The sequence below is a fragment of the Bradyrhizobium sp. Crot121 genome (assembly GCF_059512385.1).
In genome coordinates this window covers 41,120-67,497 of the sequence record NZ_JCAMOR010000036.1, presented here as the reverse complement: position 1 = coordinate 67,497, position 26,378 = coordinate 41,120, and the positions used below count along the sequence as shown (strand labels likewise).

Genomic DNA, 26,378 nt, shown 5'->3' with positions numbered 1-26,378 from the left:
TATTACTGATTTGTGACGGTTGCTTCAATAGTTCAGAGTGGAATCATCGCGAGCAACAGCGCGCCGGCGGGCCCGAAACAGATCGCAATGTAGATTTTCTATCATCGCAAGAGCTCTCCTTAACCCCCCGGAAGCGGAGGAATCGACATGAACGACGCAGCGATGGCGGCTGCCAGCCGTCCGCGCGAAACCGCATCAAGTTCATCGGCCCCGGCGAAATCGCGCAGCCTGCTGGCCGCGTCCCTCACCCACGCGCTTCATGACGGCTATACCGACGGTCTCTATGCCTTCCTGCCGGTCTGGCAGGCGCAGTTCGGCCTGTCCTATGCGGCGCTCGCCGTCGTGCGCGCACTGTATTTCGGGACGATGGGGGGCATGCAGATCCCGGCCGACCGCGTTCTTCGCGGCTTGTCGCCGCGCGCGGCGCTAGTCCTGTCCACCGTCGCTGCGGCGGGGGGCTTGCTGATCATGGCGCTGCCGTTCGGCTTCGCGGGTCTTTGCGTCGGCCTCGTCGTAGCCGGCATCGGATCGAGCATCCAGCACCCACGTGGTTCGATGCTCGTCACCGACAGTTATGGCACGGCGGCGCGACGTCCGCTCGGCATCTACAACTTTTCGGGCGATCTCGGAAAAGCCGCGTTGCCGGCGCTCATCGCGGTGCTGCTGCCGACCTTCGCCTGGCAATCGGTGCTGGGCTTGATGGCGATGCTTGGAGCCGTCCTGGTGGTCGCGCTGGTGTCGCTGGCACCGGCGGCCTCCGTGACGAGGAATGTTACGGGAGAGGCGACGTCCGGCCGCGGCCGCCGCGGCTTTGGCATCCTCACGACGATCGGCGCGCTCGATACGGCGACCCGCATGGGATATCTGCTGTTTCTGCCCTTCCTCATCCATGGACAGGGCGGGGGCTTGCCGGCCGTTGGAGTCGCGCTTGCCCTGCTGTTCATCGGTGGCGCCTTCGGCAAGGCGACATTCGGCTGGCTCGGCGAGCGGCTGGGCGTTGTCGGTAGCGTCATGGTGAGCGAGGCCGTAACAGCCTTGCTCATCGTGGCGACGCTATTCACGCCACTGGCGTCAACGCTCATCCTGCTGCCGTTGCTCGGCATCGTGCTGAACGGCACCTCGTCGGTGCTCTATGGCACCGTGCCGGAGCTTTCCGACGGCGATACGGGGCGGGCTTTCGCGGTCTTCTATACGAGCGTCATCGGCGCAGGAGGTCTCGCGCCGATCCTCTACGGCGCGATTGCCGATCACAGCAGTCGGATGATCGGCGTGCTGGCCTCGGCGGCGACTGCCGCCCTGGTCGTCCCACTCGTGCTGGCCCTGCGGCCCCACCTGCGCAGCTCCGCCGCAGGACCGCGCGAGAAGTTCGTTTGATGCCGATCCCGGACGGGCGGCGGAACGACCAATGTCGCCGCGCCGTGCCTATCGGCCGGTCACAGTCCTGGATCATCATCCCATCACTACATGGAGGTTCGCTCAATGGATACCACCTCGCAGGCGCCGCTCATTCTGATAACGGGTGGAAGTCGTGGCGTCGGCGCGGCAACTGCGCGGCTTGCTGCCGCGCAGGGCTACGACGTCGCGATCAGCTTCGTCTCCAACGAAGCTGCCGCCCTTGCAGTGGCGGCTGATGTGGAAGCCGCGGGGCGGCGGGCGTTGCCCGTGCGCGCGGATAGTGCGGATCCGGAGCAGGTGGCGCAGCTCTTCGCGGCGATCGACCGGGAGTTCGGCCGGATCGATGTCCTGGTGAACAACGCTGCTGTCCTTGCGCGGCAGTCCCGGCTTGAGGACCTTGGTTTCGAGCGGATGCAGCGGATCTTCGCCGTCAACGCGATTGGTCCCATTCTCTGCGCCCAGCAGGCCGCCAGGCGGATGTCCTATCGGTACAACGGGCGGGGCGGCTCCGTGATCAACGTCTCGTCCGCGTCGGCCCGGCTCGGCAGTCCGGGCGAATATGTCGACTACGCCGCATCGAAGGGTGCGCTGGAGACATTCACGACCGGTTTCGCCAAAGAGGTCGCGCGCGACGGAATTCGCGTCAACTGCATTCGCCCCGGACACATCTACACCGAAATGCATGCGAGCGGCGGAGAGCCGGGGCGGGTAGATCGCGTTAAGGACTCGATCCCGATGGGACGAGGCGGGCAGCCTGAAGAGGTGGCGCGCGCGATCCTGTGGTTAGCCGGCGCCGAGGCCTCGTTCATCACTGGCACGTTCCTCGATGTCACTGGCGGCAAGTGAGCAACAGGATTTGGCGCCGGGATCTTTCCTCGACACACCATCAAGTCGCAAAACCATGCGACTTGGAAGTCGCGCCTTTCGAGACGACTTGCTCGCGCATGCAGCAGACATGAACAATGAATTGCCGCCCTGGGGAAGATCCATGTCAGCTTCTGGCCCATCGCGATATCCTGCGTTGCCCCACGAACTTGGTCGCTATCGGGACAAAGCGGACGTAGAGGGCTTTGTCTTTCAACGGGGATTGACTGACCGTCTCTCCGCCACTTCGAGTTTCGCTCTATCCCTTCCGTCCGACCGATCAGCCCCTCTAGCCGTTGCCTCAACTAATAATTTGAGATGGTTGCAGGTCCCCGCAACCAAAGTTGATAGCAAGCCCCAGCGATCTTACCCGATCGCTGGGGATTTCTTTTGATGACCTGAATGGCGCCAACGGCCGGGCTGGCAGGTTCAAGGGCGCTCCGGCTAGCGTTCGTGGCTCCACGGGAACAGCGACGCCGGGAAATCTGCTGCGTAGCGATGACCTATCGGCGTGCGAGGCTCCTCCTGGGGGGGATTCGGGTCGGGCTCGACCACCTTCCGATAAAGATGCCAGGTGGCATGACCGAGCACCGGCAGCACGACAGCGAGGCCGACGAAGAACGGCAGCGAACCGATCACCAGCAGCGCCGCCACGATCAGCCCCCATGCGGCCATCACAAATGGGTTCTCTTTCACGGCCCGCAGCGACGTCCGGATGGCGTCTATCGCGGTGGCATGTCTGTCCAGCATCAACGGAAACGATACGACGCTGACGCACAGGGACACGACGGCGAACAGGAAGCCGACGCCGCAGCCAATGATGATGAGCGACCAGCCTTCCGGCGTCGTCAGCACGCGCGTTGCGAAATCAGGGATGCTCGCGGCCGCGGCATGGCCGAACGTGGCAACGTAGATAGCGTCCGCGGTGGCGATCCAGACCCCGAACAAAACGAGCAGGAGCACGCCGAGGCCGAGAATGGCGCCGAAGGACGGTGCGCTCAGCACGTGCATCGCATGCCATGCCGCGGGTTCCTCGCCGCGTTCGCGGCGGCGGCTGAGTTCGTAGAGGCCGAGCGCGGCAAAAGGGCCGATCAACGCAAAACCGGCCGCCAGTGGAAACAGCAGCGGCAGCACCGAATAGCCAAGGACCAGCCTGAACAGCACAAGACCGAGAACAGGATAAATTCCGCACAGGACGACAGCGTGAGTTGGTATCGCTTGGAAGTCTTCCCAGCCCAGGCGCAGCGCGTCGCGCAAGTCCGAAAGGCTGATCCTGCGAACGGCATAGGCGGTGGAGACGCCGAAGAATTGCAGGTGAGGTCTTGCAAAATACTGAGTGGCCATGGCTCCGGTCTCCTTGCTCGTGATCGCAAGGGGGAACGGCGCGGCCTTCAACTCGCGCACATTCGCCTCATGCGCGGAAATCGCGATCGAGCCCGGCGAGCCAGATTCAGCGAGAAGGAGCTTTGCCGGGCGACACCTGTCGCAATGGTGTAGGAGCTTAAAGAGATGAGAGCAAGATGGCGCTCACGGTTGGGTGAATTGTGCGGTTGCACAATCTCTCTTGTTGCGTCGCATTATCAGGCGACGGTTGCCGTCCGACAATTGACGGTTTGCGCGACGCCGCTGACGCGGGGCGCGGCATACTCCACTATTGACGCCCGGCTCGACGCGTACCATCCTTCATCCAACGCCCCCAGCTCCGATGAGACTTGCGGTCGTGGCGTGCAATCCGCGTCGCGACCAGTGGAATGGGCGAGGCAAGAGGCACGACGACAGCGGATGTAAAGTCCGCCATCGCGACAGACGTGAGCTCCGCCCTCCGGTTCGTATCCGCAGCCTTTTAGCGGCAAGGATGCATGAGGGATGGCTGTAGCAATTATTCTGCTTTTGGTCGCAATCGCCTCCGTGGTGTTCCACCTCTTCAGCCCGTGGTGGTGGACGCCGCTTGCCTCGAATTGGGGCTACATCGACGACACCATCACCCTGACATTCTGGATCACCGGCGCGGTCTTCGTCGCGGTCGTCGCGTTCATGGCCTACTGCGTCTTCCGCTTCCGCCACAAGGAGGGAAGGCGGGCGGACTACAATCCTGAAAACAAGCGGCTCGAATGGTGGCTCAGCGTCGGGACAGCAATCGGCGTCGCGGCGATGTTGGCACCGGGACTGGTCGTCTGGCACCAGTTCGTGACCGTCCCGGCCGGTGCGACCGAAGTCGAGGTCATGGGACAGCAGTGGCAATGGAGCTACCGGCTTCCTGGAAAAGACGGCCGGCTGGGGACCACCGACGCCCGCCTTATCAGTGCCGACAATCCCATGGGCTTGAATCCCGACGATCCGAACGGAAAAGACGACATCGTTGTTCAAAACGACGATCTGCACCTGGCGATCGGCAAGCCTGTGAAGGTGCTGCTCCGCTCAATTGACGTCCTGCATGATTTCTATGTGCCCGAGTTCCGGGCCAAGATGGACATGATACCAGGCTCGGTGACCTATTACTGGTTCATGCCCACGCGCACCGGAACGTTCGAGGTCCTCTGTGCAGAGCTCTGCGGCGCCGCGCACGCGCAAATGCGCAGCAAGGTCGTCGTCGAGGAAGAGAAAGAATATCACGCGTGGCTGGAGAAACAGCGGACATTCGCTGAGCTGTCGGGCCAGCGCAACGTCGCGAAGGCGGCGTACAAGACAGGCAGCGAATGAGCATACCGCCGAGGAGGCGCCATCCATCGTAAGGCGAACTCCTCGCTGAACGGAAGGCCAAGGAGGGAATTCCGATGGTCGATGTCCCGTATGACACAATCGCAGGCGTTCCGCCCGCTGAGGTTACTGAGGTCGAACTCTATCATCCGAAGAGCTGGTGGACGAGGTACGTTTTTTCGCAGGATGCCAAGGTCATCGCCGTCCAGTATTCGATCACGGCGATGGCGATCGGAATGGTCGCGCTCGTGCTGTCGTGGCTGATGCGACTGCAACTGGGATTTCCCGGCACGTTCTCCTTCATCGATGCCAACCAATATCTCCAGTTCATCACCATGCACGGCATGATCATGGTGATCTACCTGCTCACCGCGTTGTTCCTTGGGGGCTTCGGCAACTACCTCATCCCGCTCATGGTCGGTGCCCGGGACATGGTTTTCCCCTATGTGAACATGCTGAGCTATTGGGTCTATCTGCTCGCGGTTCTGGTGCTGGTCTCGACCTTCTTCGTGCCTGGCGGGCCCACGGGCGCCGGCTGGACGCTCTATCCACCGCAGGCGATTCTCTCCGGCACTCCCGGGCAGGACTGGGGCATCATTCTCATGCTGGCCTCCCTGATCCTGTTCATTATCGGCTTCACCATGGGCGGCCTCAACTATGTGGTGACGGTGCTGCAAGCGCGCACGCGCGGCATGACGTTGATGCGGATGCCCTTGACGGTGTGGGGCATATTCACCGCCACCGTCATGGCGCTGCTGGCCTTCCCGGCGCTGTTCGTCGCCTCGGTGATGCTGCTGCTTGACCGGCTCCTCGGCACCAGCTTCTTCATGCCGACCCTCGTCGAGATGGGCGAGCTGACGAAATATGGCGGCGGCAGCCCAATCCTGTTCCAGCACCTGTTCTGGTTCTTCGGCCATCCCGAAGTCTATATCGTCGCCTTGCCGGCCTTCGGCATTATTTCCGATCTGATCAGCACCCACGCGCGGAAGAACATCTTCGGCTATCGCATGATGGTGTGGGCTATCGTGGCAATCGGCGCTCTCAGCTTCGTCGTATGGGCGCACCACATGTATGTGAGCGGCATGAATCCGTATTTCGGGTTCTTCTTCGCCACCACGACGCTCATCATCGCCATCCCGACCGCGATCAAGGTTTACAACTGGGTGCTGACCCTCTGGCGCGGCGATATTCATCTCACCATCCCGATGCTGTTCGCGCTGGCGTTCATCATCACGTTCGTAAATGGCGGGCTGACCGGCCTGTTTCTCGGCAACGTGGTCGTGGACGTTCCGCTGTCGGACACGATGTTTGTTGTCGCCCACTTCCACATGGTGATGGGCATTGCACCGATCATGGCCGTGTTCGGCGGGATCTATCATTGGTATCCGAAAGTCACGGGACGAATGCTCAATGAGGCGCTCGGACGATTCCACTTCTGGGTCACGTTCCTCGGGGCTTACGCGGTTTTCTTCCCGATGCACTACCTCGGCCTCTTGGGCGTGCCGCGCCGCTATCACGATATCGGCGAAACCGCCTTCATCCCGGCCTCTGCCCATGACCTCAATGCGTTCATGAGCGTGGCGGCCCTGATTGTCGGCTTTGCCCAGCTTGTCTTCATATTCAATCTGATCTGGAGCCTGTTCAAAGGGAAAGAGGCGGGCGGCAATCCCTGGGGAGCCGCGTCGCTGGAATGGCAGACACCAGAGACCCCGCCGGGGCACGGCAACTGGGGCAAGGAGCTCCCGATCGTCTATCGCTGGGCCTACGACTACAGCGTACCTGGCGCCGCCAGGGACTTCGTGCCGCAAAATGAACCGCCAGCCAAACTATCGCCGCAGGGGGCCCATCCGTGAGCGCCATTATCCTGTTCATGGCTGGAATAGCGGCAATTGCGGGATGGTGGCTCTCGCAGCAACGGCTGACAGCAAAACCCTGGCTGGAGGAAGAAGTGATCTTCGATCTTCGCGAGGAGAGCGGATCGTCGTCGCAGGCGGCGAAGATCGGATTGGGGGTGTTTCTCGCGGTCGTCGGCTCGCTGTTCGCGCTGTTCATCAGCGCTTACTCCATGCGCATGAACATGGTGGACTGGCGGACGCTGCCGGTGCCGGCGCTGCTGTGGTTCAACACGGGCGTGCTGGTGTTGAGCAGCGTCGCGCTGCAATGGGCGTACATGGCCGCGCGCCGCGGCGACATGGACAGTGTCAGCGTCGGCCTCTGCACTGGCGGAGCATGCGCCGTTACATTCCTGGTTGGGCAGCTTCTGGCGTGGCGACAGTTGAATGCCGCCGGGTATTTCGTCGCGTCCAACCCAGCGAATTCTTTTTTCTATCTGATCACCGCGGTGCATGGGCTGCATCTGATGGGCGGTCTCGTGGCGCTCGGCAGAACGATCGCCAAAGTGTGGCGTGGCGCTGAGGTCGCAAAGGTGCGCGCGAGCGTGGAGCTCTGCGCTATCTATTGGCATTTCTTGCTGCTGGTCTGGCTGGTCTTGCTCGGTCTGCTGACGGGCTGGACAGATAATTTCGTCGACATCTGTCGCCAGTTGCTCAGTTAGGGAGGGCAGGGATCGATGGCAGAGACTGCGCTGACAAACATCGGAGCATCGCCCGCGCGGCTGGCGGGGTGGCGAGGGATCGTTGCCGATTGGTCCTCCGATCAGCGCGCATTCAAGAACGTCTCCTGGGGGAAGGCCATGATGTGGATCTTCCTCCTGAGCGACACCTTCATCTTCAGTTGCTTCCTGCTGTCGTACATGACGGCGCGAATGTCCACGACAGTGCCGTGGCCCAACCCCAGCGAAGTCTTTGCCCTCAATATCGGCGGTCAGCACATCCCGCTCATCCTGATCGCGATCATGACCTTCATCCTGATCAGCAGCAGCGGCACGATGGCGATGGCGGTCAATTTCGGCTACCGCCGCGATCGCGTCAGAACCGCAGCCTTGATGCTGGTCACCGCTGCATTCGGCGCCACGTTCGTCGGAATGCAAGCCTTCGAGTGGACCAAGCTGATCATGGAGGGCGTCCGGCCCTGGAGCAACCCGTGGGGCGCGGCGCAGTTCGGCGCCAGCTTCTTCATGATCACCGGCTTCCACGGCACCCACGTGACCATCGGTGTGATTTTCCTGATCGCCATCGCACGAAAGGTCTTGCGGGGAGACTTCGATGTCGAAAGGCGCGGCTTTTTCACAAGCCGCAAAGGGTACTACGAGATCGTCGAAATCACCGGCCTGTACTGGCACTTCGTCGATCTTGTGTGGGTGTTCATCTTTGCCCTTTTCTATCTTTGGTGAGGTTGGCGCATGACAGAAGCCGCGATACATGTGGAAGGCCAACAACCTTCGCTGCACGTTCACGCCCATGAGGCCCATGCGCCGGGAGCCGCCCAAGCAAAGGGCCAGCAGCACCCGATCAAGCTCTATCTCGTGGTCTGGGGATGGCTGTTCGTCCTTAGCACCTGCTCCTTTCTCGTCGACTATTTCGGCCTCCACGGCCATCTCAGATGGTCGCTGATCCTGCTGTTCATGGTTTTGAAGGCCGGTCTGATCGTCGCCGTCTTCATGCACATGGCCTGGGAACGGTTGGCCTTGGTCTATGCCATCCTGCTACCGCCGGGGCTGGTGCTGGTATTCGTGGCGATCATGGTGTTCGAGTCCGACTACACGCATCTGCTCCGGGTCATATTTTTCACGCCAATGGCGTAGCTCCCATCGCTTCGCAGCGAAGGAGAACGGCAATGGCCAAGGACAGCGTAGCGGCACACGAGTGGAGATTTCGGGATGCAGTTTACCGTCGGGTTTAAGCTAAGGGGGAAAACAGACCATGTCGTCCTGGATGGAGAAGACGCGCTCGTCGCCGCGCTGAAGGTGAAAGCAGAGCTCCCGGAAGCCGTCATCATGTACGTGCGCCCACAAAACCGGCGTGGCGACACACGTCATCCGTCACGTGCGCTCGCCGAAGATGTTCTTCGATGAGAGCCCGGGGGATCCGTACCTCACGCCGCATCCTCGACGACAGGGCGGAACGCGTTGAGTAGATCGCCGTCGAGCTTGTTTCCCATATCCTGCATTATCCTGAAGGCGTTCATTGGCGGCAGCGATTGGCGGTAAGGTCGATCTTCGACCAGTGCGGAAAAAATATCGGCAATTGTGATAACGCGTACGAGATCTGCAATCTGCCCGGTGCGAAGCCGGTCCGGATAACCCGATCCATCGAGCAACTCGTGGTGATGAAGCACGCAATCGAGGATCTCAGCCGGAAAGCCGCCGTGTTGCGTGAGCAGGTCATATCCGTACCGGGGATGTTGTCTTATCTGCTCCATCTCATGGTCGGTCAATTTTCCCGGCTTGTCGAGAATATCAATTGGAATGAACGATTTTCCGACGTCGTGCAGCAGCGCGGCGTGCGCGATGCGTTGTTGGTCTTTGGGACGCATCTTCAGCTTCTGTGCGAACGCAACGGCGAAACCGGTCACGAGCAGGCTGTGCCTGTAGGTGCCGCCATGATGCCTCCGCACCGTTTCCATCCAGGGACCAATTCCCCAGACGTCGAGCGCCTCCAGGATCAGCGGGGTGTTGGCTTCGAGAGTTTCGAATGGAAATGAGCTCTCGTTGTGCGGCGCCTCGATTGTCTGCGCCAGCGCGCGATGAGCAGCGAAAACGCCCCGCAATACGATTTTGTTGCGCGATGATGCTTCTGACTTGGCGCGCGCGTCATGCATTGGAGCAAATATCCGCAGCACTTCATCGGCATCGAATGGATGATGGATGTAGTTGCGTACGCCGAATGTCCTTGCGCGACGTATGCTTTCGGCAAGCGCGAGTTCTCCAATGCTCTTGTCGATAACGAGGAGGCTGGGCAGCGAACGTGCCAGGATTGCTTGACGAGTGGGACGAAGCGCTCGGATCACCTGCGTTGACGAAAGATCAACGTCAAGAACGACGCAAGAAGCGAAATCATCGATGACAAGAGGGTCAATCGCCGGCGGCAGCAAATGAACGTCGCAGGTTTGACTGAGTATGGATGCCAGCGGTCTTGTCCGTTCCGGCGTCTCGGTTATGAGGGCGATATGAAGTTGTCGGACTGTCGTGGCGGCCTCGATCATGCGATTCACTTTCCTGGCGGTCTCGCCTGTTCGTAAATTATCGCGGCTGTCTTTTGGTGCGCTGGTACCTGCGCGAGCGACGGGGAGGCAACGGAGCTTGCAATGTTGCGAACATCCACCTCATTCCTCCTGCTGCCGCCATCGTTCGTTTGATGGCTTGTCGGCTTGAGATGAACAGAGAGAGTCGCGTCCCTGTCCAAGCTGCATCCGCGCGCTTGTGATCGTGATGTTGCCAACATTTCCCGGGATGTCGGCGGACATAAGCAGGAGCGCTGTTCACGTCATCTGCCACGTATCTCATGCGTATGCAGCGTTGCTGAATGAGGTGTTACCGACGCGCGGGCGATTCGCCTTTTGGCCATATCTCGCGCGAATTGGATAGCCACCGTTAAAATTGACGCCTCGTGGCACCGCGTTGCTTAACCGGAGAATTTCGATTAATCGCGAAACAATTACGGTATGGCCTGCTCGGAATTATGAGTTCGTTTTTGCGTGTTGCGTCCCAAGACAAGCGTGGGGTTGGTTTCGATAAGTACCTTGACTGTCTCTCGATATTCCTGCCGGACGTTTCGGCGGAGCCGGAGAAGGCCGGGCGACAATTTTCGTGGCGAGCCAACTTCGCTGCGGTCAACGGCCTGACCTGCTGGCGAGTGCAGGGTAGCCACGGCTACGAAATAACACTCAACGAGTCAGCGGAGACCTTGCATGTCTCGCAGCCTGTCATTGGCGCTGTTGCTGCAATTGGCAGGTACGGTGCCTGCCGAGCGCTTCCAGGATCTCTGTTTACACATCTGACAGACGCGCCAAGCCGAATCTCGACCAAGGGAGCTCATGCAACGAGAGGGCTCCGGTTCGAACGCCCGGAATTGATGCGGGCGCTTTCCACATTCGATGAAAAGCTCTCTGTTCAAGATCTTACGCCTCTGATGCTCCATCATCTGACGGAGACGACGACGCAATCACTTTATCACTCCGCGCAAGCGGTCGTGTCCGCCGTTCTTGATGAGGATCTTCAGGGGCGCTCCCCCATCGCAATGGCGCTGCTGAGCGAATCCTTGCTCCTGCTGGTGCTTGAGAGACTGACATCAGGCAAATTGCGGGAGCCATCTGAATCAACCATGCGCCACCTTCGGCGGGCGGTCGATTACATGCATTCCAACATTCATCGGCCCTTTACCATGAGCGACGCCGCAGCCGCAGCGGGTATCAGCGTACGGACGTTGCAGACCGCTTTCCAAGCGCACTACGGTGCAACGCCGGTTGCCTACTTGCGTCGCATCAGGCTGGAAGCCGCACATCTGGAGCTTACATCTTCGGACAACATCCTGCCTGTCTCCGAAGTCGCCCTGAAATGGGGCTTCACGCATATGGGGCGCTTTGCTGAGATATATCGCAAGACCTACGGTCTTCTTCCATCCCAGCTTGCCGGACTGCGAAGGCGGAACGGCTGATCTATGCCGGCCGTGATCTCCGCCCGCATCGCGCCGGCGGCTCCGCCGTTTCGATTTCAGCGCAAGAACCGGAGTTCGGCTTCCTTTGGTCAAGCGTAAGCCTCGTTTAGATCACCACCCGACGTCGGTGATCGTCACGAGACACAAGGAGCCATTCCAATGAGCAAGGAAGAGGATAACAAGGCCGTTGTCGGCCGCTGGTTCACGGAGTTCTGGGGCAAGGACGTCAATCTTGCTGTTATCGACGAGATCGCCGCGCCCGACATGCTGCTCAAATATTCGCTGCATGAGCCTCGCCGCGGCCGCGCCGATATCAAGGCGTTCATGACCGATTTCCGTGCTGCATTCCCCGATCTCAATTTCTGGGGCACTGCGGACCTGATCGCCGAAGGCGATTACGTCGTCGGCCAATGGGAAGGTGGCGGCACCCATAAGGGGCCGGCCTTCAACGATTTCCTGGTCGGCGGCCTGCCGGCCGCAACGGGCCGCAAGATGCATTTCACCGGCACCACGGTGCTGAAGGTGATCGACGGCAAGATCGTCGAGGAAATCGGTCTCGACGACGGCGTGACCGCGCTCACCCAGCTCGGACTGCTCAAGGCTGCCTAGGCCGCCCACGCCCGGCCATCAAATAAGGTCCGCACGCACGTGCGGGCCTTATTGCTTCAGGCCATCCCCGGAACTCGTCAAGCCTGTGTTCCCCCTGATCCCGTTGCCGGCATGAGCAATCGAATTCGAAAGCAAGGATCGGAGTGCGTCGGCGGGGAATTGGCGGCATCATCGATCCAACACCATATGAGAAAGAAGATGACTGCGACGCCCGCCAGGACCCCGAAGTCAACGCCCACGTCGGTGGGGGATGATCCGCGATGGGCACGCATTGTCGCGCGTGACAAGACGGCCGACGGCCATCTCTGGTACTCGGTCGCAACGACAGGCGTCTATTGCCGGCCGTCCTGCCCTTCGCGCGTTCCCAACCCGAGGAACGTGCAGCTCCACGACAGTCTGGAAAGCGCCAGGGCGACAGGTTTCCGGCCTTGCCAGCGTTGCAATCCGGAAGGCCTTTCGACCGAAGCCGAGAACGCGGCCCTGGTGGCGAAGGTGTGCCGGATCATCGAGGAAAGCGAGGAAGAACCTTCGCTGGAGCAATTGGCCGCGGCGATCGGCCGGAGTCCGAGCTATTTCCATCGCGTGTTCAAGGCCACGACCGGGCTGACGCCGAAGGAATACGCCGCCGGCCATCGTGCCGGGAAGGTTCGCCGGGGATTGGCCTCGGGCAACTCCGTCACCGAGGCGATCTACGACGCTGGCTTCAATTCGAGCGGGCGCTTCTACGAGAAGTCGACGGACATGCTCGGCATGACGCCGTCGCAGTATCGCGCCGGGGGCACCAACGAGGAGATCAAGTTCGCTGTCGGGCAGACATCTCTCGGCGCGATCCTCGTTGCCTCGAGCACGAAGGGCGTGGCTGCGATCCTCCTGGGCGACGATCCGGACGAACTCGTCCGCAATCTCCAGGATCGTTTTCCGAAAGCGCATCTCATTGGCGGTGATCACGACTATGAAGCGCTGGTTGCCCGGGTCGTCGGCTTTGTCGAAGCGCCGGCGATCGGCTTGAACCTTCCCGTCGACGTCCGCGGCACCGCCTTCCAGCAGCGGGTGTGGCGGGCTCTGCAGGAGATCCCAGTCGGCGAAGCGGTGTCCTATGCCGAAATCGCACAGCGTATCGGCTCCCCCAAGGCGGTGCGCGCGGTGGCCGGCGCTTGCGCGGCGAACAAGCTTGCCATCGCCATTCCCTGCCATCGCGTCGTTCGGAAAGATGGCTCGCTCTCCGGCTACGCCTGGGGCATCGAACGCAAGCGCGCGCTGCTCGATCGGGAATGCACGCACGGTACAAGAACATCGCGAGTTTGAAAGCAATATTCGGAGTGCCCTGGTCGCATTCCCGTGCATTTTTACTCGGTCATTCAGGTGATCGATGCATGCCTGTTGAAGTCGCTGGTGATCGCCGGCACCGATCGACTGGCAAGGAACGCTTCAGACGATGTTTCCTCGGAGTGCATTGGACGCAAGAATAAAGCGCAAGAATCGCCGCCGCACCAGGACAATGCCCGATGCGACCGCAGGTCTCGTTCACGCCGATCCGGCAAAAGGGCGCGTGATGGCCTATTTCCGCCGGCTCGTCGCCGACGGCCATGCAGAGTGGCAGATGCTCGAGAACGGAGATATCCGGCTCCGCTTTCGCACCGGCGAGACCTATCTTCTCGCGAAGACGACAATCATCCGCATCGCGTGAGCTGACGGAGCATTTTCGATCATAAGCGCAGATACTGATAAGGAACGATCTCATGACAGTCCGTTCGTCCACCATCACCCGTGCCCCCGCGGTTGCGTCCGCAGAGGCACGGGTGGCCGCTTACGACTGGCAGGTGCTCGCAGGTGAGCTCGACAATTACGGCTGCGCCGTCTTGCCCAAGCTGCTTTCACCTGAGGAATGCCGCACCATCGCAAGCCTCTATCCCGACGAGAGCCATTTCCGAAGTCATATCCACATGGCGCGGCACGGCTTCGGCAAGGGCGAGTATCGCTACTTCAAATACCCGCTGCCCGACCTCATCGGCTCCTTGCGAACGGCGCTCTACCCGCGCCTTGCAGGCGTTGCCAACGAATGGAACGCCCGGATGGGAATAAGCGAGCGCTATCCAGGCGACCACGCCTCGTTCCTCAAGCAATGCCACGACGCCGGCCAGACGCGCGCGACGCCGCTTCTGCTGCAATACGTCCCGGGTGATTTCAACTGCCTCCATCAGGATCTCTACGGCGATCTCGCATTCCCGGTCCAGGTCGCGATTCTGCTCTCGCAACCCGGCGCGGACTTCGCAGGTGGCGAGTTCGTTCTGACCGAGCAGCGGCCGCGCATGCAAAGCCGCGTCGAAGTCGTGCCGCTCCGGCAGGGCGACGCAGTGGCCTTCGCGGTCCATAACCGGCCGGTGCAGGGATCGAAGGGCAATTACCGCGTGAGCCTTCGTCACGGCGTGAGTCGCGTGCGTTCCGGCATGCGGCACACCGTCGGGATTATTTTTCACGACGCGACCTAGCGGCGCCGCAGACGCGATCTTGTTGCTGTCGTTTTTCGATTTGAAAGCAAGGACCGGATCGGCCAACGCTATCGCTGTCTTCTATCGTCTCGCCAGAAAGAAATTCGCAGGAGCGCAAGATGCGCGGAATCATTCGCTTTGCCTGGGGGAACAGTTCCCTCGGCGATTTCATGGTGGCGATGTCCGGCAAGGGGCTCGTCGCCCTCGAATTCAGCACGAATCATTCCGGGGTGGAGGACGCATTGCGCCTCCGCTTCCCGGAGGCCGACTTCATTGGAAGCGAGCAGGAGTTGACCGATGTGCTGGAGAAGGTGCAACGCGTGATCGAAGCGCCGGGTTTCGATCCCGCGATTCCGCTCGACTTGCGCGGGACGCCGTATGAAATCGAAGTCTGGTCGATGCTGCGTGCAATTCCCGTCGGCGAAACGACCAACTACGGCGCCCTGGCGGCCAAGCTGGGTACCCGCGACGCGCGCGAAGTGACGGAGGCGATCGCCTGCAATCCGGTCGCGGTCCTCGTGCCGTGTCACCGCGTCATCAAGAAGGACGGCTCGATCTCCGGCTATCGCTGGGGCGTCCAGCGCAAGCGCGAACTATTGGCACGCGAACGGCGTTCCGGCGCATCCTGAACTCTATGAAGGGCTCTGGCGCGTCAGGCCGCGTCGTTGGCGCGTTTCCACACCGGAAACGGATCGGGCAGGCCGGCCCAGGCCTGCGTATCCATCCCCTGCTTTCCTTTCACAAGGCACGCGTCGAGCCGTGCACGGATCGCGGCTTCATCCATAGCGGTGCCGATGAAGACGAGTTCTTGCCGGCGATCTCCATAGAGATCGTTCCAGCTCTTCTTCAATATTCGCTGCCACTCGGGATCCCGTGGCCACCGTTCGCGCGGTATCGCCGCCCACCAGAATCCCAAGGCCTCGGTCTTGGTGATGGCGCCGGCCTGGCTCATCTCACCGACCCACTGCGGACGCGTGGCAATCCAGAAATGCCCCTTGGCGCGAATGACGCCTGGCCAGGCGTCATGAAGGAAGTGATGAAATTTCGTCGGCTCAAACGGCCGCCGCGCACGATAGACGAAGCTCTTGATGCCGTATTCTTCGCTCTCCGGCACATGGTCGGCAAAGCCGTATAATTCCTTGAACCACAGCGGATGCTGTTGCGCCTTCTGAAAATCGAAGCGGCCGGTATCGAGGATCTGGTCGAATGGGACCTTGCTGTGATTGGCTTCCAGGATCTCGGCTTCAGGATTGAGCGCCCGGATGATCTTGCGTGCAGCATCGCGCTGCACGGGTGTTGCGTCATCCACCTTGTTCAGCACGACGACATCGGCAAATTCGATCTGCTCGACAAGCAAATCGACCAGCGTGCGCCGGTCGTTGTCGAGGGCCTCGCCGCGCTCGCTAAGGAAATCGGTGGAGGAATAGTCCCTCAACAGGTTCACGGCATCGACGACCGTGACCATCGTGTCGAGCCGCGCGACATCGGACAGGCTCTCGCCGTGCTCGGTCCGGAAATCAAATGTGGCCGCAATCGGCAGCGGTTCGGAGATGCCGGTCGATTCGATCAGCAGGTAATCGAACTTTCCGCCTTCAGCCAGCGCGCGCACTTCCCTCAGCAGGTCGTCGCGCAGGGTGCAGCAGATGCACCCGTTGGTCATCTCAACCAGTTTCTCGTTCGTCCGGGAAAGATTCGCACCGCCATCGCGGACGAGGTCCGCATCGATGTTCACCTCGCTCATGTCGTTCACAATCACGGCCACCTTCAGGCCGTGCCGGTTGTTGAGCACGTGGTTCAGCAAAGTTGTCTTTCCAGCCCCGAGGAAGCCGGACAAGACGGTGACGGGCAGTTTTTGCATGGAGATCGAACAGCCTTTGCAACTCGAGGAATTTTCGCCCGGCAGAGGGCATTGGGGCATCCATATGTAATGTTATAACATTACATAGTCTGAGCTGTTTTCGATTGTCAAGCAGCACCGACGGTAACGTGTGCAGTGTTGGCGCAATGCCAGCCGGTTGAAGCGGCCAGATCATCAACTGACGCCAAGTGACCCAACAACCTGACCAAGACGCCACGCCTGACCGCCGTGGCTTGAGCTCCCGGAATGATCAAACATCGGGGAATGTAGGAACGAAGCAGATTCGATCGCGTTGCGCTCCGCATCTGCGTAGGTCCTGCATCGGCACTTCTGGTGCGTGCTCCGAACCGGAGGTCGCTCATGTCGAAATACCCGAAAATTGCGGCCGCACTGGCCGTAGCGAGCTTGATTGCAGTCGCTGCATTGGCCGATCCTCTGCCCCCAGACGCGACCTACAGGCCGCTTCCGACGCAGCCGCTTGATGTGGTGAAGGCGCTAGATGAGGCGCAGAAATCGCAGGTCATGCAGCGCCAGCAGGCCCTGTTGGAGCAGCGCTACGACCTCTCGAACCGGCCGATCGCGAATGTGATGATGTCGGGCGGCCGAAAGCCCGTGCAGGACGGAGTCCGCATCAGGCTGCCGGCAGGAGTAACCTGGGACAGTCTGTCGGCGATGAGTCCGGACGAGATAAGGCAGCGTGGACTATTGCCGGCTGCTTTCATGCCGCTGCCGCATGTCAAGCAGGCGACCGGCGGCCAGGTTTTCCCGAACCAGCAAATCGACGAAATCAACCGGCAGGAATCGCGGAACATCAGGCGCTTCGATGTTGATTTCGATCTCCCCGACCAATTCACGCCGGAGTTTCCGCCGCCGATCTTTCTGACCAGCCATCCGGAACTGGGTGATGTCTCACACGGCCAGCTCCTGACGATAAAGAACTACTATCAACTGATGATCGGCATCATCACGCCCGTGCAGATGGAGGGAATGCGCCTGTTGCTGACGCCGTTCCCGCAGGAAGAGTTCAACCAGACAGAAGATCGCAAGAGCGCAGACCAAAGCCTTGGCGTCACCTGCCTCGACTGTCATGCGAATTTCCACACTAACGCGGCCTTCCACCAGACGCCTGACGTGCGCCCTCAGGCGGCCCGCTTCCGCCTCGATACGGTCAGCCTTCGCGGCATGTTCAACCAGCAAATTCATGGTTCGAAACGGTCGCTGCGCTCGATCGAGGACTTCACGCAGTTCGAGCAGCGGACGGCCTATTTCAACGGCGATCACGTCAGCGCGCAGCGGAAAGGCGTGCACCTGCCCGACCGATTCGATCAGGTCCCGATGATGGCGCAGATGCAGAACATCATCGATTTCCCGCCTGCGCCAAAGCTCGATCCACTGAGCCGGCTCGATCCCAGCAAGGCGACACAGCAGGAACTCGAGGGAGAAAGGGTATTTCTGGGCAAGGGACAATGCGCACAGTGCCACGTGCCGCAGACGTCATTCCTTGACAACAATATGCACGACCTGAAGCTCGAGCGCTTCTACAATGTCGGTCAGACCGTCAATGGTCTCGTCGCATTGGCTGATGGACCAATCAAGACCTTCACCCTGCGCGGCATCAAGGACTCACCGCCCTATATGCACGACGGGCGCTTGCTAACGCTCGCCGACACCGTCGAGTTCTTCAATCTGGTGCTCGGCTTGAAGCTGACGCAGGAGGAGAAGGATTCGCTGGTGGCGTACATGCTGACGCTGTGATGCCAGTCGGGTGCCGGCAGTTATCCCAGCGAGTCGCAAAAGGAGATTGAGTGATGCGTCTTCTAACGCTCTTAGCGATCGCGATTGCATTTCTTTCTCCGGCGGCTTTCGGCCAGTCGACCAATCCCGTGAGCCCCGCGCCGGGTAACCCCGGCGGCATGCCGCCGGGAACGAGACAATCTGCTCCGGGTGTGCCGGCGCCGCGCCAAGCCAATCAAGCGGATCGCGCCTTCATCAATGCCGCAGCAACCGGAGGATTGGCCGAAGTGGATCTTGGCAGATTCGCGGCGCAGCAAGGGGCGAGCCGCGCCGTGACGGAATTTGCACAACGCATGGTTCGCGATCACAGTGCTGCCAATGATCGGCTTTCAGCACTCGCAAAAGCGAACGGGATTGCAGCGCCCGACAAACTCGACGAAGAACACAAAGCCATGCGTGCGAAGTTGGAGCAGCTCAGCGGTCCTCAATTCGATCGCGCCTACATCGAAGGACAAATCATCGACCATCAGAAGACTGCTCAGCTTCTGGAGTACGAGATCGGTTCAGGGGAGAACGCTGAACTGAAGGATCTTGCGTCAGACCTTCTGCCAACCGTCCTGAGTCATTTGCGGATGGCGCAGGCGATTGCCTCGGAAATGGCGCAGCAGGCGGCAGCAGAGACACCACGAACGGAAAGACCCAGCGAGCGGCGCTAGCAATACTGCGATCGGCGGTCCCCTGAGAGGTTTCGATCGCGCGCAAAGGCAAGCAATTGCGCGTCGTCGGGCGAGGTGCGCGCTTTCGCCGCAATGGCGACGGTGCCATGTGGGGCTATGTTGAGTGCATTATGACATACGTTGTCGACATTGATCCGCGCATCGCGCGCTTCTGTCTGCACGCCGGCCGCCTGCACGCAGGCACTTAGCCGGACGGCCGATCGAGCCGTCCGGGTTCTGTTCTCATCGATATCTCGAGTTCGTGGCTTCCGTGCAGGAGCCCGATTTACTTTGAACAGAAGGAACTTGCCGTGCCGCCTCCGTCAGAGACCGTCCACACCGCATCCGATGACCGCCGGCTCGAGCGCACGCGCGAAAGTGTGAAGCAAGCCGAGTCGAATGTCGTGCCGCTGTTCCGTGCGCCTGTGGTCCGGAAAAAAGATGGCGCGATCGACGACGACCCAGGGCCAACGGCTGCCTGAACAAAGGTGACAACAATGAGTAAGAATACCGAACCCAATCTGCCGCCGATCCGGGTGACAACGGAGGAGAAGCAGCGGCTGAGCGGACTTGCCAACTCAAGCATGGAGCTTTTTCCGCGCGTGGCCTATTTCCTTGCGCGCGAGATGGAGCGAGCGAGTATCGCGCCTGACGATGCCGATTTGCGAAACGTCGTCCGCATGGGCTCGCAGGTCGACTATCGTGACGACAGCACCGGTGCGGCGAGGGAGGTGGTGCTGGTCTATCCGCACGAAGCCGACATCTCGCGCAAGCGCATTTCGGTGCTGACTCCGGTCGGTGCCGCGCTGATCGGCCTATCAGTCGGCCAGACCATCGAATTTCAAACGCCGGATCGCCGAACGCGAGCGCTGACTGTGTTGCGGGTTTCGCATTGAGCAGGAGCTTTGCGCCCATGCGCGACCGTGTGTTTGAGCAAGCCGGGCTGATCGTGATCTGCATCACCATCGGGCTGATCGGGCTCGTCGTCGGTCTGAGCTACCTCGCGCGCTTGTTCATGTGAGTCCGGTGGCCGCTTGAGCTTGGTGGCCGGGTTCGATCCTTGCAGCGGACGCGCTATAATTGCGCATCGCTTAAGGCGAGGCACTTGTCATGACACAGTGGTACTTCGTCTGGATCGAAGGTCCGCGTGGGCCCGTGCCGCAAAAGTGGTCTACGGAGGGACTTTGGGGGCAGGTCACCCGTCAGGATGTGATCGTGCGCTTTACGTTGACGGAACGCGAAGCCGCGCTTTCGCTCGACGAATTGGCGAGGTTGCATCCTGTTCCCGAGGAATGAACCTTGGGGAACCCACGAATTTAATGCGAGCGCGGGGTTGAATAGGCGGGCTCGGACCCAATGTCCCGCACTTCACGTTCGTTGAAACGCGGTCGAAACGGATCGTATTTGGCGAAGAGCCGGCGACAGGATGGCAATTCGAAGAAAATCATCCAGCGGCGGCACAAGTGAAGCTCCAGTGCGTCGTCGTGTTGGCGGGATGGCTGTCCCGCGAATGCAGGCGGCCGCGTCCGGCTTAGGCCGTTGCGCGGTGCAACCCTCCAATCCAGAGGAGCGAGGAACATGAGACTGAACTCATCGCAGGTCGAGCGGGCCTTGAGCCAATTCGATGCTCACTGCCTTCCCGACGATCATCCGGCGGTCGCCCAGTTAAACCGCTTGTTCGGTGATCACACCTACTTCCTTGACACCAACGGGCTCAACGTACTCGAGCCGAGCGAGTCCACGGAGACGGACACACAGATCGGCAAGATCGTGAACCTCGCCCATTGGAGCGACGACACCCTGACGAATTTGATGCCGCACGAGCCTGAACCGACCGGCGTCATCGTCAGTCTTGGCTCCAAGCACTGATCGTTTCTGATTGACCATCGTGAAAGCCCGCCTCTGGCGGGCTTTTATTTTGCAGCACTCATCACGATGCTTTGGGTTCAGGCGGATAGACGCAGCGGAAGCCGATATAGGCGAGATAGAACCGCCGCATTGCATGCTATCTTGGGCCTCCAAATGGAGTGACCCTCATGCCAACCTGGACTTGCGAACAATGCGGCGCGCAGTTTTCCGACAGCGCCAATCCGCCGCCGTCTTGCCGGATCTGCGAGGACGAGCGGCAGTTCGTGAACTGGAACGGACAGGTCTGGCTCAGCCGCGAGGAACTGGCCAAACGCCATCATGTCGTCTGGCGCGACGATCTTGGGCTCGTTGGCATCGCGGTCGAGCCGCGCTTGGCGATCGGCCAGCGTGCGTTGCTGGTCCCCGATGGCGAAGCTCTTGTGATGTGGGACTGCATCCCGCTCGCGACGCGCGAGGCGATCGACTACGTCAGGTCGCGCGGCGGACTGAAGGCGATCGCGATATCGCATCCGCATTATTATGGGGCGCTGGCCGACTGGAGCGAAGCGTTCGGCAACGCGCCGGTCTATCTGCATGGGGACGATGCGCAATGGATCACGCGGCCGCATCCGTCGATCGTGCCGTGGCGGGGGGAGGAACTCGCGATATCGGACGATCTTCGGCTGGTCCGCGCCGGCGGGCATTTCACCGGCGCCACCGTGCTGCATTGGCGCACGGGGGCGGACGGCAGCGGCGCGCTCCTGGCCGGCGATGTCGCGCAGGTGGCGATGGATCGCCGTCACGTCAGCTTCATGTACTCCTATCCGAACTACACGCCGCTGAATGCTGTCGCCGTGCGCCGTATCGCTGAGGCGATCGCGCCACTTGCGTTCGGTCGCATTTATGGCGCCTGGTGGGGACGTAACATTGAGCACGATGCGAAGGCGGCGTTCGATGTGTCGGTCGCGCGCTATCTTGCGGCGATCACTGGGTGAGGCGTGAAAGGGAGGGCTCTCGCCTGGGAAATTGATAGCGATCTATTTGGCTGGAGGCGGCTCCTGGAATGGATCGATGACGGTGACGTCCATAGGCACAAAATGGCGAACATTCCGGGTTAGGAGCGTCAGTTTGTGCCAATGAGCTGTTGCGGCAATCGCGACATCTGCAAAGCCTGGAGCATGCCCACGGCTGCGTGCAAGATCAGTCAGCTGGCCAGCGATCTCTGCCGTCGGCGTATCAAACGGGAGCACCCGATCACCATAGAGATGCAGCACGGTTCGCGACCAATCCGAGAGCCTGGAGGCCTTCCGCTTGGCACCCTCGCGCTTGGCCTTGGCGATGCCATCGGCGATCTCGGCCACAGTGACGGCCGACAGAAACAAAGCAAGCGAATGAGAATCCATCCAGGCAACAAGCTGCTGCGGCGTCACCGCCGACGTGGGTGCCACAGCCGAAATGATATTGGTATCGACCAGATAGCGCGTCACAGGCCGCCGTCGCGGGAGGGCGCCTGGTTACGCTCGGGCAAGTCACCGGCTTCGATCGGCGCGGACATCAAGAGACGGCCGAAGGAGGGTACGCGCGACAGCCGTTCCCAATCCTCAAAGCCGAGGATGACCGCCTCCGGTCGCCCGTGGCGGGTAATGACGGACGGCTTGCCCCGCGTGGCCTGATCGACGACGGCGGACAATTTCGCCTTTGCGTCTTTCAGCTGAATCTTGCGCATGTTGCCTCGTGTGACTACAGTGGTCATATTTATAGTAGGTTCAACGACATAGCGCAATGCCGCGGTCGGATCATCCCGCTGCCGTCGCGGCAAATCTTGCGGGCGGAGATGGCTGCGCTATATCTGGAGTTTCCTACCCCCTATTGGTTTCACCTGAGCCCAGCAATGACTGCCACCACGACCTCCCCCGAATCCCAGCCGTTCCAGGCCGAGGTTGCCGAGCTCCTGCACCTGATGGTGCATTCGGTCTATTCGGAAACCGATATCTTCCTGCGCGAATTGATCTCCAACGCCTCCGATGCCTGCGACAAGCTGCGTTATGAGGCGATTGCCGCGCCGGACCTGATCGCCGATGGTGCGCCGCCGAAAATCTGGATCAGGCCGGACAAGAAGGCCGATACCTTGTCCGTGATCGACAGCGGCATCGGCATGGACCGGCAGGAGCTGATCGACAATCTCGGCACCATCGCGCGCTCCGGCACCAAGTCGTTCCTGGCGCGGCTCACCGAGGCCAAGGACGGCGGCAATTTGATCGGCCAGTTCGGCGTCGGCTTCTATGCCGCCTTCATGGTCGCCGACAGGATCGTCGTGATCAGCCGCCGCGCCGGGAGCGGTGAGGTCTGGACCTGGACCTCGTCGGGCGGCAGCGGCTTCGAGATCGCGCCCGCCAGCGAGGAGGATGCCAAGCGCGTCACCCGCGGCACCGAGATCGTGCTGCATTTGAAGAAGGACGCCGCGAAATATCTCGAGACCTATGAGATCGAGCGCATCGTCCGCGCCTATTCTGATAACATCCAGTTCCCGATCGAGCTGGTGCCGGAGGAGGGCGAGCCAAGCCAGATCAATTCCGCGAGCGCGCTGTGGCAGCGGTCGAAATCGGAGCTGTCGGCGGAGGATTACAAGGAAGCCTACAAATCGATCGCCGGCGCCTTCGACGAGCCGGCGATGACGCTGCATTATCGTGCCGAGGGCCGGCAGTCCTATGCCGTGCTGCTGTTTGCGCCGTCGACAAAGCCGTTCGACCTGTTCGAGCCGGCGCGCAAGGGCAGGGTGAAGCTCTATGTCCGCCGCGTCTTCATCGCCGACGATGCCGATCTTCTGCCCGCGTATCTGCGCTTCATTCGCGGCGTGATCGACAGCGAGGATCTGCCGCTCAACATTTCCCGCGAGATGCTGCAGAACAACCCGCAACTCGCGCAAATCCGCAATGCCGTGACCGGCCGCGTCATCGGCGAACTCGAGCGATTGGCGGATAAGGAGCAGGGCGCGTTCGCCAAGATCTGGGACGCGTTCGGCCCGGTCCTCAAGGAGGGCCTGTGGGAGGATTATGAGCGGCGCGAGAAGCTGCTCGGCCTGGCGCGCTTCACGACCACCGCGGGCGAGAACCGTTCGCTCAAGCAATATGTTGAGGCTATCAGGCCGAACCAGACCGACATCTACTACCTCACGGGCGAGAGCATCGAGCGGTTGAAGTCGAACCCGAAGCTGGAGGCCGCGCAAGCACGCGGCGTCGAGGTGCTCCTGCTCACCGATCCCGTGGATGCGTTCTGGACCTCGGCGCCGATCGATTTCGGCGGCAAGCCGCTGAAGTCGCTGAGCCAGGGCGACGTCGATTTCAGCCTGATCCCGTTCGTCGACGACAAGGCGGACGAGAAGAAGGACGAGCCGGCCGCGGATGAAGCCACGACGATCGCCGCGATCAAGGAAGCGCTCGGCGAGCGCGTCGCCGACGTCCGCGCCTCGCAGCGATTGACCTCGAGCGCTTCGTGCCTGGTCGGCGGCGGCCGCGACCGCATGCTGGAGCGACTGCTCGCGCAGCAGAACCGCGGTGCGGTGACCAAACCGATCCTCGAAGTCAATCTGCGCCATCCGTTGGTCGCCGCGATCACGCGCGAAAAGGACGCGGCGAGGGATTTGTCGCTGCTTCTGCTCGAGCAGGCGCAGATTCTCGAAGGCGAACTGCCGGAGGACCCGGCCGCCTTTGCCGGCCGTCTCAACCAGCTCGTGCTGCGCGGATTGGCGAAAGCGTAACGCGCACTGTTGCTCCGTCATGCCCGGGCTCGTCCCGGGCATCCACGTCTTCCTTTCTGGGAGGCGGCGCTCACGTGGGTGGCCGGGACAAGCCCGGCCATGACGGTGTTCGGTTCTACGCAACCGATCCCAAGACCGGCCGTATCTGCTAGACAGGCGCCGAAAGCGGAGCGGTCCATGGCGGCGGCAGGCGGCAGCGAGATCTTCTACGGCGGCATTCCGGTGTTCCGCGGCTTTGCCCGCCTGATGGAGCCGTCGCTGTATTCGCCTTTGCCCGATGATTGGACCATCGGCGTCGCCGACATCGTGGAATCGACCAAGGCGATTGCCGCAAAGCGCTACAAGGCCGTCAACATGGCGGGCGCGGCCGTCATCGCCGCCGTCACCAATGCACTCAGTGGCCGCGAATTCCCCTTCGTGTTCGGCGGCGATGGCGCGAGCTTTGCGGTCGCGCCCGCCGATGTCGACGCCGCGCGCGAGGCGCTGGCGGCGACCGCGACCTGGGTGAGGGACGATCTCGACCTCATCATGCGCGTGGCGCTGGTGCCGATCGAAGCAGTCCGTGCGCAAGGACTTGATGTGCGCGTCGCGCGCTTCGGACCGTCGACCAATCTTTCCTACGCGATGTTCTCCGGTGGCGGGCTTGGCTTCGCGGAAGCCGCGATGAAGCGGGGTGAATTTGCCGTCGCGCCGGCGCCGCCGGGCACTCAGCCCGATCTCAGCGGGCTCTCCTGCCGCTTCGAGGAGATCCCTTCCGCCCGCGGTGTCATCCTGTCCGTGCTGGTGGTGCCGGCGAAGGGCGGCGATCCCCCCGCGTTCCGCAAGGTGATTGAGGACATCATCGCTCTCGCCGAGCAGAGCCCGGATGCTGGCCGTCCGGTGCCGTCGGGCGGGCCGGCGCTGCGCTGGCCGCCGCAGGGCCTCGACTTCGAGGCGCGCACCAAGCGCGGCGGTCCGCTCTTCGCGCGGCGCGTGCTGGTGTTCGTCAGCACGTTGTGGGTCTACACCCTCATCCGCTTCGAGCTCAAAATCGGCAAGTTCGCGGCGAAGGACTATATGCAGCAGGTGGTCGACAATTCCGACTTCCGCAAATATGACGACGGATTGCGGATGATCCTCGACTGCAGCGAGGAGTTGGCGCAGGCGCTCGCCGAACGTCTCGCGCAGGCCGCGGCCAACGGCGTCGTGCGTTACGGCCTGCACCGGCAGGATGCTGCGATGATGACCTGCTTCACGCCGTCGGCGATGCGCAGCAACCACGTGCACTTCATCGACGGCGCCCGCGGCGGCTACGCCTCCGCCGCGTCAGCCATGAAGGCGATGCAGATCTGAAGAGTTAGCGCCCGACCCGCGTCCAGCTTTCGCCGCCGCAGAGCGCGCCGACGCAGCCTTCGACCCGTAGCGTATCGGGGCCGGCGAGCGAAATGCTGCTCGCATAGGTGCCGCCGTCGTCAGCGTTGTAGATCTGACCGGTCCACTTGCCGCCGGCCGGCCGCATGCCCGAAAACAGCGGCAGCCCGATGATCGGACGGGTGGTGAGCGACGGATTCGGATTCTTGTTGTCGACCTGCGGCTTGCCGGTTGCGGGATCGATCGGCTCGCGCAGGGAGACGATCACGCCGCAAATCCCGCCGCCGCATTTGCTGACCTTGACGCGGGCGTCGCCCGCCTGCGTCTGCCAGACGCCGGATGGATCGGCCGCGTTTTGCGCGCGCGCCGTCGGTGCGGCCAGTAATACCGCCAGCACCGCTGCGATGAGAGCTGATCTGCAAGCCATGATTCGTTCCCCAAAAAGGCACGCCTGCATAGCAACAAATCGGCTTTGTGCAATCTCACTTCCGCGCGTCGGCGCGCGAT

Annotated in this window: 28 protein-coding genes; 22 read left to right on the top strand and 6 right to left on the bottom strand. The window is 61.4% G+C overall.

All coding sequences use genetic code 11. The features are described from left to right. The first annotated feature begins 147 nt into the window (after nucleotides 1-147). Together AC5ZGW_RS27190 and AC5ZGW_RS27185 are read left to right on the top strand one after the other, a co-directional pair. Nucleotides 148-1,374 carry an MFS transporter gene (locus AC5ZGW_RS27190; protein WP_130225418.1) on the top strand — a complete coding sequence of 409 codons (1,227 nt, stop codon included), beginning with the start codon at nucleotides 148-150 and terminating at the stop codon, nucleotides 1,372-1,374. A 105-nt stretch (nucleotides 1,375-1,479) separates the two neighbouring features. Beyond that, on the top strand, nucleotides 1,480-2,241 hold the full coding sequence (locus tag AC5ZGW_RS27185; RefSeq protein WP_130225417.1) for an SDR family oxidoreductase: 762 nt from the start codon (nucleotides 1,480-1,482) through the stop codon (nucleotides 2,239-2,241). Nucleotides 2,242-2,703: 462 nt separating this feature from the next. On the opposite strand, the gene AC5ZGW_RS27180 is transcribed toward AC5ZGW_RS27185, so the two are convergent. Beyond that, nucleotides 2,704-3,603, bottom strand: coding sequence for a DUF2189 domain-containing protein (locus AC5ZGW_RS27180; protein ID WP_028163040.1), 900 nt, complete (start codon nucleotides 3,601-3,603; stop codon nucleotides 2,704-2,706). A 522-nt stretch (nucleotides 3,604-4,125) separates the two neighbouring features. Between AC5ZGW_RS27180 and AC5ZGW_RS27175 the strand changes: the two genes are divergently transcribed. From AC5ZGW_RS27175 to AC5ZGW_RS27150, 6 genes are all read left to right on the top strand, one after another. Then, complete coding sequence (locus AC5ZGW_RS27175; protein ID WP_028163039.1) at nucleotides 4,126-4,959, top strand: cytochrome c oxidase subunit II; 834 nt, start codon at nucleotides 4,126-4,128, stop codon at nucleotides 4,957-4,959. A 74-nt stretch (nucleotides 4,960-5,033) separates the two neighbouring features. After that, the gene (gene ctaD / locus AC5ZGW_RS27170) at nucleotides 5,034-6,809 is read left to right on the top strand and encodes a cytochrome c oxidase subunit I (protein ID WP_130225416.1); all 1,776 of its coding nucleotides are present in this window, start codon (nucleotides 5,034-5,036) and stop codon (nucleotides 6,807-6,809) included. Next, entirely contained in the window at nucleotides 6,806-7,510 is a 705-nt protein-coding gene (locus tag AC5ZGW_RS27165; protein ID WP_130225415.1) for a cytochrome c oxidase subunit 3, read from the top strand. Before ctaD ends, AC5ZGW_RS27165 begins: the two co-directional genes overlap by 4 nt. A gap of 15 nt (nucleotides 7,511-7,525) precedes the next feature. Next, a complete protein-coding gene (locus tag AC5ZGW_RS27160) occupies nucleotides 7,526-8,248 on the top strand; it encodes a heme-copper oxidase subunit III family protein (RefSeq protein ID WP_130225414.1) in 723 nt (240 codons plus the stop codon). A gap of 9 nt (nucleotides 8,249-8,257) precedes the next feature. After that, nucleotides 8,258-8,659 carry a cytochrome C oxidase subunit IV family protein gene (locus AC5ZGW_RS27155; protein WP_165435175.1) on the top strand — a complete coding sequence of 134 codons (402 nt, stop codon included), beginning with the start codon at nucleotides 8,258-8,260 and terminating at the stop codon, nucleotides 8,657-8,659. Between the two features lie 75 nt (nucleotides 8,660-8,734). Continuing rightward, a complete protein-coding gene (locus tag AC5ZGW_RS27150; protein ID WP_130225413.1) occupies nucleotides 8,735-8,929 on the top strand; it encodes a hypothetical protein in 195 nt (64 codons plus the stop codon). 20 nt (nucleotides 8,930-8,949) lie between these two features. Here AC5ZGW_RS27150 and AC5ZGW_RS27145 read toward each other — a convergent pair whose 3' ends face one another. Then, nucleotides 8,950-10,059, bottom strand: coding sequence for an HD-GYP domain-containing protein (locus tag AC5ZGW_RS27145; protein WP_130225412.1), 1,110 nt, complete (start codon nucleotides 10,057-10,059; stop codon nucleotides 8,950-8,952). Between the two features lie 476 nt (nucleotides 10,060-10,535). On the opposite strand from AC5ZGW_RS27145, the gene AC5ZGW_RS27140 reads away from it, so the two are divergent. From AC5ZGW_RS27140 to AC5ZGW_RS27115, 6 genes are all read left to right on the top strand, one after another. After that, nucleotides 10,536-11,510, top strand: a complete 975-nt coding sequence (locus tag AC5ZGW_RS27140; protein WP_245474672.1) for a helix-turn-helix domain-containing protein — start codon at nucleotides 10,536-10,538, stop codon at nucleotides 11,508-11,510. A 159-nt stretch (nucleotides 11,511-11,669) separates the two neighbouring features. Next, complete coding sequence (locus tag AC5ZGW_RS27135; RefSeq protein WP_028163034.1) at nucleotides 11,670-12,119, top strand: ester cyclase; 450 nt, start codon at nucleotides 11,670-11,672, stop codon at nucleotides 12,117-12,119. A 198-nt stretch (nucleotides 12,120-12,317) separates the two neighbouring features. After that, complete coding sequence (gene ada / locus AC5ZGW_RS27130; protein WP_165435174.1) at nucleotides 12,318-13,424, top strand: bifunctional DNA-binding transcriptional regulator/O6-methylguanine-DNA methyltransferase Ada; 1,107 nt, start codon at nucleotides 12,318-12,320, stop codon at nucleotides 13,422-13,424. A gap of 193 nt (nucleotides 13,425-13,617) precedes the next feature. Next, the gene (locus tag AC5ZGW_RS27125) at nucleotides 13,618-13,806 is read left to right on the top strand and encodes a hypothetical protein (protein WP_130225410.1); all 189 of its coding nucleotides are present in this window, start codon (nucleotides 13,618-13,620) and stop codon (nucleotides 13,804-13,806) included. Nucleotides 13,807-13,858: 52 nt separating this feature from the next. Then, nucleotides 13,859-14,608, top strand: coding sequence for a 2OG-Fe(II) oxygenase (locus AC5ZGW_RS27120; RefSeq protein WP_130225409.1), 750 nt, complete (start codon nucleotides 13,859-13,861; stop codon nucleotides 14,606-14,608). 119 nt (nucleotides 14,609-14,727) lie between these two features. Beyond that, nucleotides 14,728-15,237, top strand: coding sequence for a methylated-DNA--[protein]-cysteine S-methyltransferase (locus AC5ZGW_RS27115; protein ID WP_130225408.1), 510 nt, complete (start codon nucleotides 14,728-14,730; stop codon nucleotides 15,235-15,237). Nucleotides 15,238-15,260: 23 nt separating this feature from the next. On the opposite strand, the gene zigA is transcribed toward AC5ZGW_RS27115, so the two are convergent. Beyond that, nucleotides 15,261-16,466: a zinc metallochaperone GTPase ZigA gene (gene zigA / locus AC5ZGW_RS27110; protein ID WP_130225407.1), complete on the bottom strand. Its 1,206-nt coding sequence runs from the start codon at nucleotides 16,464-16,466 to the stop codon at nucleotides 15,261-15,263. Between the two features lie 360 nt (nucleotides 16,467-16,826). On the opposite strand from zigA, the gene AC5ZGW_RS27105 reads away from it, so the two are divergent. The 6 genes from AC5ZGW_RS27105 to AC5ZGW_RS27080 all read left to right on the top strand — a co-directional run bounded on the left by AC5ZGW_RS27105 (nucleotide 16,827) and on the right by AC5ZGW_RS27080 (nucleotide 21,759). After that, nucleotides 16,827-18,221 (top strand): cytochrome B6, encoded by a 1,395-nt coding sequence (locus AC5ZGW_RS27105; RefSeq protein ID WP_130225406.1) that lies wholly within the window; start codon nucleotides 16,827-16,829, stop codon nucleotides 18,219-18,221. A 53-nt stretch (nucleotides 18,222-18,274) separates the two neighbouring features. Beyond that, nucleotides 18,275-18,916, top strand: a complete 642-nt coding sequence (locus AC5ZGW_RS27100) for a DUF4142 domain-containing protein (RefSeq protein WP_130225405.1) — start codon at nucleotides 18,275-18,277, stop codon at nucleotides 18,914-18,916. Between the two features lie 497 nt (nucleotides 18,917-19,413). Then, nucleotides 19,414-19,812 (top strand): nucleoside diphosphate kinase regulator, encoded by a 399-nt coding sequence (rnk, locus tag AC5ZGW_RS27095; protein WP_028163028.1) that lies wholly within the window; start codon nucleotides 19,414-19,416, stop codon nucleotides 19,810-19,812. A gap of 214 nt (nucleotides 19,813-20,026) precedes the next feature. Beyond that, nucleotides 20,027-20,212, top strand: a complete 186-nt coding sequence (locus AC5ZGW_RS27090) for a hypothetical protein (RefSeq protein ID WP_130225404.1) — start codon at nucleotides 20,027-20,029, stop codon at nucleotides 20,210-20,212. 282 nt (nucleotides 20,213-20,494) lie between these two features. After that, complete coding sequence (locus AC5ZGW_RS27085) at nucleotides 20,495-20,785, top strand: hypothetical protein (protein ID WP_130225403.1); 291 nt, start codon at nucleotides 20,495-20,497, stop codon at nucleotides 20,783-20,785. Between the two features lie 167 nt (nucleotides 20,786-20,952). Then, nucleotides 20,953-21,759: an MBL fold metallo-hydrolase gene (locus AC5ZGW_RS27080; protein WP_130225402.1), complete on the top strand. Its 807-nt coding sequence runs from the start codon at nucleotides 20,953-20,955 to the stop codon at nucleotides 21,757-21,759. Nucleotides 21,760-21,801: 42 nt separating this feature from the next. On the opposite strand, the gene AC5ZGW_RS27075 is transcribed toward AC5ZGW_RS27080, so the two are convergent. After that, nucleotides 21,802-22,251, bottom strand: coding sequence for a type II toxin-antitoxin system VapC family toxin (locus tag AC5ZGW_RS27075; RefSeq protein ID WP_130225401.1), 450 nt, complete (start codon nucleotides 22,249-22,251; stop codon nucleotides 21,802-21,804). After that, nucleotides 22,248-22,490, bottom strand: a complete 243-nt coding sequence (locus AC5ZGW_RS27070) for a type II toxin-antitoxin system Phd/YefM family antitoxin (protein WP_130225400.1) — start codon at nucleotides 22,488-22,490, stop codon at nucleotides 22,248-22,250. The genes AC5ZGW_RS27075 and AC5ZGW_RS27070 overlap by 4 nt, the downstream gene beginning before the upstream one ends. 165 nt (nucleotides 22,491-22,655) lie before the next feature. Here AC5ZGW_RS27070 and htpG point away from each other — a divergent pair, with 165 nt between their 5' ends. Together htpG and AC5ZGW_RS27060 are read left to right on the top strand one after the other, a co-directional pair. Then, a complete protein-coding gene (htpG, locus tag AC5ZGW_RS27065) occupies nucleotides 22,656-24,521 on the top strand; it encodes a molecular chaperone HtpG (RefSeq protein WP_130225399.1) in 1,866 nt (621 codons plus the stop codon). 177 nt (nucleotides 24,522-24,698) lie between these two features. Further along, nucleotides 24,699-25,853, top strand: a complete 1,155-nt coding sequence (locus tag AC5ZGW_RS27060; protein WP_130225398.1) for a DUF3095 domain-containing protein — start codon at nucleotides 24,699-24,701, stop codon at nucleotides 25,851-25,853. Nucleotides 25,854-25,857: 4 nt separating this feature from the next. Here the strand turns inward: AC5ZGW_RS27060 and AC5ZGW_RS27055 are convergent, their stop codons facing one another. After that, nucleotides 25,858-26,298, bottom strand: coding sequence for a DUF2147 domain-containing protein (locus AC5ZGW_RS27055; RefSeq protein ID WP_028163020.1), 441 nt, complete (start codon nucleotides 26,296-26,298; stop codon nucleotides 25,858-25,860). Nucleotides 26,299-26,378: the final 80 nt, after the last annotated feature.

Bases quoted from the DNA above. Each gene is read 5' to 3' on its own strand.
- AC5ZGW_RS27105 (WP_130225406.1), top strand. From the start codon at position 16,827: ATGTCGAAATACCCGAAAATTGCGGCCGCACTGGCCGTAGCGAGCTTG.
- rnk (WP_028163028.1), top strand. From the start codon at position 19,414: ATGAGTAAGAATACCGAACCCAATCTGCCGCCGATCCGGGTGACAACG.
- htpG (WP_130225399.1), top strand. From the start codon at position 22,656: ATGACTGCCACCACGACCTCCCCCGAATCCCAGCCGTTCCAGGCCGAG.
- AC5ZGW_RS27125 (WP_130225410.1), top strand. From the start codon at position 13,618: ATGCCCGATGCGACCGCAGGTCTCGTTCACGCCGATCCGGCAAAAGGG.
- AC5ZGW_RS27090 (WP_130225404.1), top strand. From the start codon at position 20,027: ATGACACAGTGGTACTTCGTCTGGATCGAAGGTCCGCGTGGGCCCGTG.
- AC5ZGW_RS27155 (WP_165435175.1), top strand. From the start codon at position 8,258: ATGACAGAAGCCGCGATACATGTGGAAGGCCAACAACCTTCGCTGCAC.
- AC5ZGW_RS27180 (WP_028163040.1), bottom strand. From the start codon at position 3,603: ATGGCCACTCAGTATTTTGCAAGACCTCACCTGCAATTCTTCGGCGTC.
- AC5ZGW_RS27150 (WP_130225413.1), top strand. From the start codon at position 8,735: ATGCAGTTTACCGTCGGGTTTAAGCTAAGGGGGAAAACAGACCATGTC.
- ctaD (WP_130225416.1), top strand. From the start codon at position 5,034: ATGGTCGATGTCCCGTATGACACAATCGCAGGCGTTCCGCCCGCTGAG.
- AC5ZGW_RS27120 (WP_130225409.1), top strand. From the start codon at position 13,859: ATGACAGTCCGTTCGTCCACCATCACCCGTGCCCCCGCGGTTGCGTCC.
- AC5ZGW_RS27190 (WP_130225418.1), top strand. From the start codon at position 148: ATGAACGACGCAGCGATGGCGGCTGCCAGCCGTCCGCGCGAAACCGCA.
- AC5ZGW_RS27140 (WP_245474672.1), top strand. From the start codon at position 10,536: ATGAGTTCGTTTTTGCGTGTTGCGTCCCAAGACAAGCGTGGGGTTGGT.
- zigA (WP_130225407.1), bottom strand. From the start codon at position 16,466: ATGCAAAAACTGCCCGTCACCGTCTTGTCCGGCTTCCTCGGGGCTGGA.
- AC5ZGW_RS27060 (WP_130225398.1), top strand. From the start codon at position 24,699: ATGGCGGCGGCAGGCGGCAGCGAGATCTTCTACGGCGGCATTCCGGTG.
- AC5ZGW_RS27100 (WP_130225405.1), top strand. From the start codon at position 18,275: ATGCGTCTTCTAACGCTCTTAGCGATCGCGATTGCATTTCTTTCTCCG.
- AC5ZGW_RS27175 (WP_028163039.1), top strand. From the start codon at position 4,126: ATGGCTGTAGCAATTATTCTGCTTTTGGTCGCAATCGCCTCCGTGGTG.
- AC5ZGW_RS27080 (WP_130225402.1), top strand. From the start codon at position 20,953: ATGCCAACCTGGACTTGCGAACAATGCGGCGCGCAGTTTTCCGACAGC.
- AC5ZGW_RS27115 (WP_130225408.1), top strand. From the start codon at position 14,728: ATGCGCGGAATCATTCGCTTTGCCTGGGGGAACAGTTCCCTCGGCGAT.
- AC5ZGW_RS27145 (WP_130225412.1), bottom strand. From the start codon at position 10,059: ATGATCGAGGCCGCCACGACAGTCCGACAACTTCATATCGCCCTCATA.
- ada (WP_165435174.1), top strand. From the start codon at position 12,318: ATGACTGCGACGCCCGCCAGGACCCCGAAGTCAACGCCCACGTCGGTG.
- AC5ZGW_RS27085 (WP_130225403.1), top strand. From the start codon at position 20,495: ATGAGACTGAACTCATCGCAGGTCGAGCGGGCCTTGAGCCAATTCGAT.
- AC5ZGW_RS27160 (WP_130225414.1), top strand. From the start codon at position 7,526: ATGGCAGAGACTGCGCTGACAAACATCGGAGCATCGCCCGCGCGGCTG.
- AC5ZGW_RS27070 (WP_130225400.1), bottom strand. From the start codon at position 22,490: ATGCGCAAGATTCAGCTGAAAGACGCAAAGGCGAAATTGTCCGCCGTC.
- AC5ZGW_RS27135 (WP_028163034.1), top strand. From the start codon at position 11,670: ATGAGCAAGGAAGAGGATAACAAGGCCGTTGTCGGCCGCTGGTTCACG.
- AC5ZGW_RS27185 (WP_130225417.1), top strand. From the start codon at position 1,480: ATGGATACCACCTCGCAGGCGCCGCTCATTCTGATAACGGGTGGAAGT.
- AC5ZGW_RS27055 (WP_028163020.1), bottom strand. From the start codon at position 26,298: ATGGCTTGCAGATCAGCTCTCATCGCAGCGGTGCTGGCGGTATTACTG.